6 protein-coding genes are annotated in these 7,564 nt (G+C 66.5%); all 6 read right to left on the minus strand.

The features are described 5' to 3' along the window. Window positions 1–13 precede the first annotated feature (13 nt). Entirely contained in the window at window positions 14–493 is a 480-nt protein-coding gene (gene greA / locus ACESLR_RS01625) for a transcription elongation factor GreA (protein WP_373024015.1), read from the minus strand. Beyond that, a complete protein-coding gene (gene carB / locus ACESLR_RS01630) occupies window positions 490–3,723 on the minus strand; it encodes a carbamoyl-phosphate synthase large subunit (protein WP_373024014.1) in 3,234 nt (1,077 codons plus the stop codon). Before carB ends, greA begins: the two co-directional genes overlap by 4 nt. Window positions 3,724–3,770: 47 nt before the next feature. Next, window positions 3,771–4,904 (minus strand): glutamine-hydrolyzing carbamoyl-phosphate synthase small subunit, encoded by a 1,134-nt coding sequence (gene carA / locus ACESLR_RS01635; RefSeq protein WP_373024013.1) that lies wholly within the window; start codon window positions 4,902–4,904, stop codon window positions 3,771–3,773. A 366-nt stretch (window positions 4,905–5,270) separates the two neighbouring features. Continuing rightward, window positions 5,271–5,879 (minus strand): Holliday junction branch migration protein RuvA, encoded by a 609-nt coding sequence (gene ruvA, locus ACESLR_RS01640; RefSeq protein ID WP_373024012.1) that lies wholly within the window; start codon window positions 5,877–5,879, stop codon window positions 5,271–5,273. Further along, window positions 5,876–6,391 (minus strand): crossover junction endodeoxyribonuclease RuvC, encoded by a 516-nt coding sequence (gene ruvC, locus ACESLR_RS01645; RefSeq protein ID WP_373024070.1) that lies wholly within the window; start codon window positions 6,389–6,391, stop codon window positions 5,876–5,878. Before ruvC ends, ruvA begins: the two co-directional genes overlap by 4 nt. Window positions 6,392–6,412: 21 nt before the next feature. Further along, a complete protein-coding gene (locus ACESLR_RS01650) occupies window positions 6,413–7,153 on the minus strand; it encodes a YebC/PmpR family DNA-binding transcriptional regulator (RefSeq protein WP_373024011.1) in 741 nt (246 codons plus the stop codon). Window positions 7,154–7,564 lie beyond the last annotated feature (411 nt).

Genomic DNA, 7,564 nt, shown 5'->3' on the forward strand with positions numbered 1-7,564 from the left:
ACCCAAGGTCCCGTCACTTGACGTAGCGGACCTCCAGGATCTCGTACTCCATCTCCCCGCCCGGGGCCTGCACGGTAACCACATCGCCCTCTTCCTTGCCGATCAGCGCCCGCGCGATGGGAGAGGAGACCGAGATCATGTTGTTCTTGATATCGGCCTCGTCCTCGCCCACGATCTTGTAGGTCACCTGGCGCCCGTCCTCGGTCGCCTCCAGCACCACGGTCGTGCCGAACACCACCTTGCCGGTCTGCGGCAAGGTGGTCACATCGATGATCTGGGCGTTGGAGAGCTTCGCCTCCAGCTCGCGAATACGGCCCTCGATGAAGCTCTGCTGCTCGCGTGCGGCGTGGTATTCGGCATTCTCCTTGAGGTCGCCATGTTCGCGCGCCTCGGAGATCGCGTTGACCACGCGCGGGCGATCCTCGCCCTTCAGCTTCTTCAGTTCCTCCTTCATCTTTTCCGCGCCGGTCACGGTCAAGGGCGTCTTGTTCATGCGCTTTTCCCTCCGAGGTTTTCCTGGTGGAGGTCCTGCAGCCGGAAGACGTCATTCGCCCCCAGATGGTCCAGGGCCTGCACGGTGGCCCTGGCCCCGGCGATGGTGGTGGTATAGCCCACCTTGTGCATGAGCGCCTCGCGGCGGATGGTGTAGGAGTCGGAGGTCGACTGCTTGCCCTCCACGGTATTGATGATGAAGCTGATTTCGTCGTTCTTGATCATGTCCACGATGTGCGGTCGGCCTTCGGTGACCTTGTTCACCCGGGTCACCGCGATACCCGCTTCTTCCAGCACGTTCGCCGTACCGCGGGTGGCCAGCACCTCGAAACCCAGCTCGACCAGACGCCGGGCGACCTCGCCCACCAGCGGCTTGTCGATCTCGCGTACCGACACGAAGGCCTTGCCGGTGGACGGCAGCAGCACGCCCGCGCCCAGCTGGCTCTTGGCAAAGGCCTCGGCGAAGCTGCGGCCGACCCCCATCACCTCACCGGTGGATTTCATCTCCGGCCCCAAGATCGGGTCCACGCCCTGGAACTTGGCGAACGGGAAGACCGACTCCTTTACCGAGTAATAGTCCGGATAAACGGCGTCCCCCACGCCCTGGTCGGGAAGGGTCTGACCAGCCATGCAGCGCGCGGCGATCTTGGCCAGCGGGCGGCCGACGCTCTTGGAGACGTACGGCACGGTGCGCGAGGCCCGCGGGTTCACCTCCAGCACGTAGATGTCGTTTCCCTTGATCGCGAACTGGGTGTTCATCAGGCCGACGACCTTGAGCCCTAGTGCCATCTTGCGCACCTGCTCGACCATCTCGTCCTGCAGCTCCATAGACAGCGAGAACGGCGGCAGCGAACAAGCCGAGTCGCCCGAGTGCACACCGGCCTGCTCGATGTGTTCCATGATCCCGCCGATGATCACATTCTCGCCATCCGAGATCGCGTCGACGTCGACCTCGATGGCGTCATCCAGGAAGCGGTCCAGCAGCACCGGGGCATCGTTGGAGACGGACACCGCGTTCTGCATGTAGCTGCGCAGGTCCTCGCGATCGCGCACGATCTCCATCGCGCGGCCACCCAGCACGTAGGAGGGGCGCACCACCAGCGGGTAACCGATCTCCTCGGCCAGCTTCTCGGCCTCCTCCTCGCTGCGCGCGGTGCGGTTCGGCGGCTGCTTGAGCCCCAGCTTGTTCAGCAGGGCCTGGAAACGCTCGCGATCCTCCGCCAGGTCGATGGAGTCCGGGCTGGTGCCGATGATCGGCACGCCCGCGGCTTCCAGGTCGCGCGCCAGTTTCAGCGGCGTCTGCCCGCCGTACTGCACGATCACGCCGGCCGGCTTCTCGGTCGCCACAACCTCCAGCACGTCCTCCAGCGTCAGGGGCTCGAAGTAGAGGCGGTCCGAGGTGTCGTAGTCGGTGGAGACGGTCTCCGGGTTGCAGTTGACCATAATGGTCTCGTAGCCGTCCTCGCGCATCGCCAGCGCGGCGTGCACGCAGCAGTAGTCGAACTCGATGCCCTGGCCGATGCGGTTGGGCCCGCCGCCCAGGACCATGATCTTCTGCTTGTCGGTCGGCTCCGCCTCGTTCTCCTCCTCGTACGAGGAGTACATGTAGGCGGTGGTGGTCGCGAACTCGGCCGCACAGGTATCCACCCGCTTGTAGACCGGACGCACGCCGAGGCCGTGGCGATGCTTGCGCACAGCCTTTTCGGTCTCGTTGAGGATCGTTGCCAGGCGCAGGTCGGAGAAACCGCGCTGCTTCAGCCGGTACATCTCCTCGGCCTTGATGTCGCCCAGGATGCGATCGCGCAGGCCCTTCTCGACGTCCACCAGTTCCTGGATCTGCGCCAGGAACCAGGGGTCGATCGCCGTCAGGTCGAAGATATCCTGGATCGAGAACCCGGCACGGAAGGCGTCTGCCACGTACAGCACCTGTTCCGGGCTGGGGTTGGCGAGCTTGGTGCGCAGCTGGTCCACCACGTCGTCGGCTTCCAGGTCAATGCGCTCGTCGAGGCCGTCCATGCCAGTCTCCATCGAGCGCAGCGCCTTCTGGAACGACTCCTGGAAGGTGCGACCGATGGCCATGGCCTCGCCCACCGCCTTCATCTGCGTGGTCAGGCGCGCCTCGGCCTGCGGGAACTTCTCGAAGGTGAAGCGCGGGATCTTGGTGACCACGTAGTCGATGGACGGCTCGAAGGAGGCCGGGGTCAGCCCGCCGGTGATCTCGTTCTTCAGTTCGTCGAGGGTGTAGCCCACCGCCAGCTTGGCCGCGACCTTGGCGATCGGGAAGCCGGTGGCCTTGGAGGCCAGCGCGGAGGAGCGCGACACCCGCGGATTCATCTCGATCACGATCATGCGCCCGTTCTCCGGGTTGATCGCGAACTGCACGTTGGAGCCGCCGGTTTCCACGCCGATCTTGCGCAGCACCGCCAGCGAGGCGTCGCGCATGATCTGGTATTCCTTGTCGGTCAGCGTCTGCGCCGGGGCCACAGTGATCGAGTCACCGGTGTGGATACCCATCGGATCGAGGTTCTCGATCGAGCAGATGATGATGCAGTTGTCCGCCTTGTCGCGGACCACCTCCATCTCGAACTCCTTCCAGCCGAGCGCGGACTCCTCCAGCAGCACCTGGTTGACCGGCGAGAGGTCGAGCCCGTTCTTGACGATGTACTCGAACTCCTCGCGGTTGTAGGCAATACCGCCGCCCGAACCACCGAGGGTGAACGAGGGCCGGATGATCACCGGGAAGCCGATCTTCGGCTGGATCTCCTGCGCCTCCTCCCAGGAGTGCGCGAGCATCGCGGTCGGGGTGTCCAGGCCGATGTCGGCCATCGCCGCCTTGAAGTGATCGCGGTCCTCGGCCATGTCGATCGCCGCCTCGTTCGCGCCGATCATCTCCACGCCGTACTTCTCGAGCACGCCCTCACGCGACAGATCCAGCGCACAGTTCAGCGCGGTCTGCCCGCCCATGGTCGGCAGCACCGCATCCGGGCGCTCCTTCTCGATGATCTTGGCGACCGTCTCCCACTCCACCGGCTCGATGTAGGTGGCATCCGCCATCTCCGGGTCAGTCATGATCGTCGCCGGGTTGGAGTTCACCAGGATCACCCGGAAACCCTCCTCGCGCAGGGCCTTGCAGGCCTGGGCACCGGAGTAGTCGAACTCACAGGCCTGGCCGATCACGATCGGGCCGGCCCCGAGGATCAGGATGCTCTGGATATCGTTACGCTTGGGCATGGAGCAGCTCTCGCAGGCTGTCGAAATCGGAAATCAGGAAAAACGGTCTAGCCGCGCGCGGCACGCATCATCTCGACGAAGTCGTCGAACGCCGGGGACACGTCATGCGGGCCCGGACTGGCCTCCGGGTGGCCCTGCAGGCTGAACGCCGGGCAGTCGGTGCGGGCGATGCCCTGCAACGTGCCGTCGAACAGCGAGCGGTAGGTCGGCGTCAGCGTCTCCGGCAGGTTGTCCTCATCAATCGCGAAGCCGTGGTTCTGCGACGAGATCATCACCCGCCCACTCTCTTCGTGCCGGATCGGGTGATTCGCCCCGTGGTGGCCGAACTTCATCTTCATGCTCTTGCCGCCACTGGCGATGCCGAGCAGCTGATGCCCCAGGCAGATCCCGAACAGTGGCAGCTTGCGCTCGCAGAAGTCCCGTATCGCCTCGATCGCATAGGTGCAGGGCTCGGGGTCGCCCGGACCGTTGGACAGGAATACCCCGTCGGGCTCGAGCTCCATCACCTCGTCCACCGGCGTCTCGGCCGGGACCACGGTCACGCGGCAGCCACGATCCGCCAGCATGCGCAGGATGTTCTTCTTCATGCCGAAGTCGTAGGCCACCACGTGATAGTCGGCAGCGTCCGGGTCGACCCGGGATGGCTCCTCGCCCAACTGCCAGGTCCCTTCCAGCCACTCGTAGCGGCTGCGCGTGGTCACCTCGCGCGCCAGATCCATGCCCTTGATCCCGGGGAATTCGCGTGCCGCCGCCAGGGCCGCGGCCTCATCCACCTCGCCGGCCTGGATGCAGCCGTTCAGCGCGCCCTTCTCGCGCAGGATGCGGGTCAGCTTGCGGGTATCGATACCGCTGATCGCCACGATGCCGTGACGCAGCAGGTAGTCCGGCAGCGACTCGCGCGAGCGCCAATTGGACACCAGCGGCGGCAGGTCGCGGATGATCAGCCCCGCGGCATGGGCACGCGCGGATTCGTCGTCCTCCGGGTTCGTCCCGGTATTGCCGATATGCGGATAGGTCAGCGTGACCATCTGACGGTGATACGACGGGTCGGTCAGGATCTCCTGGTACCCGGTCATCGCGGTGTTGAACACCACCTCGCCAACCGTCTGGCCCAGGGCGCCAATCGCCTGACCATGAAATACAGTGCCATCTTCCAGGACGAGCAGAGCAGGCGCGGACACGGGGGACCTCCGGATGGTCTGGGTCGGGGCCGCCAGGCCAGTGACCGGCGGCGATACTGCGATCGATTCGGGTCTTGGACCCGACCTCGCCCACACCGTTCTCAACAGGGACGGGGCCCTGTTCTGGACAACGGTTCGGCGCTCACGGGACGGGTGCGGATACGCTTCCAAGTGTACGCGAGCGCCGCGCGCGGCGTCCAACGAGATCCCCGCTTTCGGCGTCGCCGCCCGCTCCCTTCGCAGCTGGCCCGAGTTCAATATCCGGCTTTATGGCTGGTCCCGGTTCGTCGCTGGGGGTTTACGGTTTCCTCGGTCCGCATACTGCCCGGCGCTGACTCGCCAGTGCGCTGCGAGGCCCGGCACGCGCTAGCGCTTGACGGTGGCGCGCAGGGCCAGCCGCACCAGCGTCTCCACCGAATCCGCCTGGTCGCGGACCGCCGCGACCATCTTCTCGGCGCTGGCCCGCGGATAGCCCAGCGACTCCAGCGCGGCCAGGGCCTCGCCCTCCATCGCGGCGGCGGGCGTCGGCTCACCGCCTGCCACGCCCCCGGCGGGTGCGCCGGCAAAGCCCATCTCGGCGAGACGTTCACCCAGCTCCAGCACGATGCGCTCGGCAGTGCGCTTGCCAATGCCCGGCACCTTGGCCAGGCCGGTCACATCGCCACCGCTGATCAGGCCCGCCAGTTCGTCGCCGGCGTAGGTGGAGAGCATGGCGAGCGCGAGCTTGGCGCCGATCCCGTTCACGCGGATCAGGCGCCGGAACAGGTCGCGATCGCGCTTGTTCAGGAAGCCGAACAGCTGGTGGGCGTCCTCGCGCACGAGCAGGTGGGTCGCCAGCACGACCGTCTCGCCCGGTTCCGGCAAGGCCGCCAGCGTGGACAGCGGGACATCGACCTCGTAGCCGACCCCACACGCGTCGATCACCACGCCATTGACCTCGCGGCTGATGAGTCGGCCTTCCAGCCGGGCAATCATGGACGCCCCCCGATCATCGCGGAGGCCGAACCCAGCAGACGGGCCTCGTTCTGCTGGGTGTGTGCATGGCAAAGGGCAACGGCCAGGGCGTCGGCGGCGTCGCTGCTAGCCGGTTCGGCCAGGCGTAGCAGTTGCTGCATCATGTGCTGGACCTGTTCCTTGTCCGCGCCGCCGATGCCGACTACCGCCAGCTTGATCGCGCGCGGCGCGTATTCGTGTACCGCAAGGCCGGCCTGGGTGGCGGCGCAGATGGCCGCGCCCCGGGCATGCCCCAGCTTGATGGCGGACTGGGCATTGTGCGCAACGAACACCGATTCGATGGCCAGCACGTCGGGCTTGAGCTCGTCGATGACCTCCACGACCCCGGCGAAGATCTCGCCCAGGCGCTCGGGAAAGGCCTTCGCCTTCGGCCGGATCACCCCGTGGCCGCAAGAACGGCCGCGGCTTTGGTCATACTCGATCACCGCGAAGCCAGTGACCCGGGAACCGGGGTCGATCCCGAGGATGCGCACGCCGCTCACGCCGCGGTCGGATCAGTCACCGCTGACCTCGTCCGGGAAGTCGGCGTTGGTGTAGACATTCTGCACGTCGTCCAGGTCGTCGAGCATCTCGAGCAGCTTGAGGACCGACTCGGCGGTCTCCGCGTCGAGCGGGGCCAGCGTCTCCGGGCGCCAGGTCACCTCGGCGTTTTCCGGGTCCAGACCGCGTTCCGCCAGTGCCGTTCGCACATCCTGGTAGGTATCCGGCTCGGTGATCACCTCGATGGCGCCGTCGTCCTCGACCTGCACGTCCTCGGCCCCGCCCTCCAGTGCGGCCTCCATCACCACCTCGTCGTCCAGCCCGGGAGCGAAACGGATCACGCCCTTGTTCTGGAACAGGTAGGCCACCGAGCCGTCGGTACCCAGGTTGCCACCCATCTTGGAGAAGGCATGGCGGACCTCGGCGACCGTGCGGTTGCGGTTATCGGTCATGCAGTCGACCAGGATGGCCGCACCGCCCGGGCCATACCCCTCGTAGCGGATCTCCTCGACGTTGTCGCCATCGCTCTCGCCCGCGCCGCGCTTGGCCGCACGCTCGATGGTGTCGCGGGTCATGTTGGCACCCAGCGCCTTGTCGATCGCCAGGCGCAGGCGCGGGTTCGTCTCCGGATCCGAGCCACCCTGGCGCGCGGCGACGGTAATCTCGCGGATCAGCTTGGTGAAGAGTTTGCCGCGCTTGGCGTCCTGGGCGTTCTTCCGGTGCTGGATATTCGCCCACTTGCTGTGGCCTGCCATTCGGTCACGACTCCTTGAGTTGGGTTCGGTTGTGCCGGCCCGGCATGGCGCCGGGCATCAGAATGCGCACAGTCTAATCGCTGGGGCCGCGCTAATCACGGATGCATGCGCGGCACCCCACAGTCACCTCTCCCTGCGTCATTGCGAAGCCCCGCAGGGACACCGCGGCACATAGAGAGAGCGAAGCGCGCTGAACACACCGCTGTCCGGCGCGAGGGGCGAGTACAGCGAGCACCCCCCGGAGGCAGCCCGGGCGTGCGTGCGGGTCGAACCCGGGCCCGCCCAAGGAGGTCGCCACGGCGCTCCGCGCCTCGCGATGACAGTGCACGCTGGGCCTGACGGCGCTCGGCAGGCCTCAGGGCAGGAACTCGCCCGCCTCCAGAAAGTGCAGGGTCTCGCGCGCCACCACTT

The sequence above is a fragment of the Thioalkalivibrio sp. genome, from assembly GCF_041685615.1.
In the GTDB taxonomy this organism is placed as follows: domain Bacteria; phylum Pseudomonadota; class Gammaproteobacteria; order Ectothiorhodospirales; family Ectothiorhodospiraceae; genus Thioalkalivibrio.

Coding starts and splice junctions, on each gene's coding strand:
- greA (WP_373024015.1), bottom strand. CDS start 493: ATGAACAAGACGCCCTTGACCGTGACCGGCGCGGAAAAGATGAAGGAG.
- carB (WP_373024014.1), bottom strand. CDS start 3,723: ATGCCCAAGCGTAACGATATCCAGAGCATCCTGATCCTCGGGGCCGGC.
- ruvA (WP_373024012.1), bottom strand. CDS start 5,879: ATGATTGCCCGGCTGGAAGGCCGACTCATCAGCCGCGAGGTCAATGGC.
- ACESLR_RS01650 (WP_373024011.1), bottom strand. CDS start 7,153: ATGGCAGGCCACAGCAAGTGGGCGAATATCCAGCACCGGAAGAACGCC.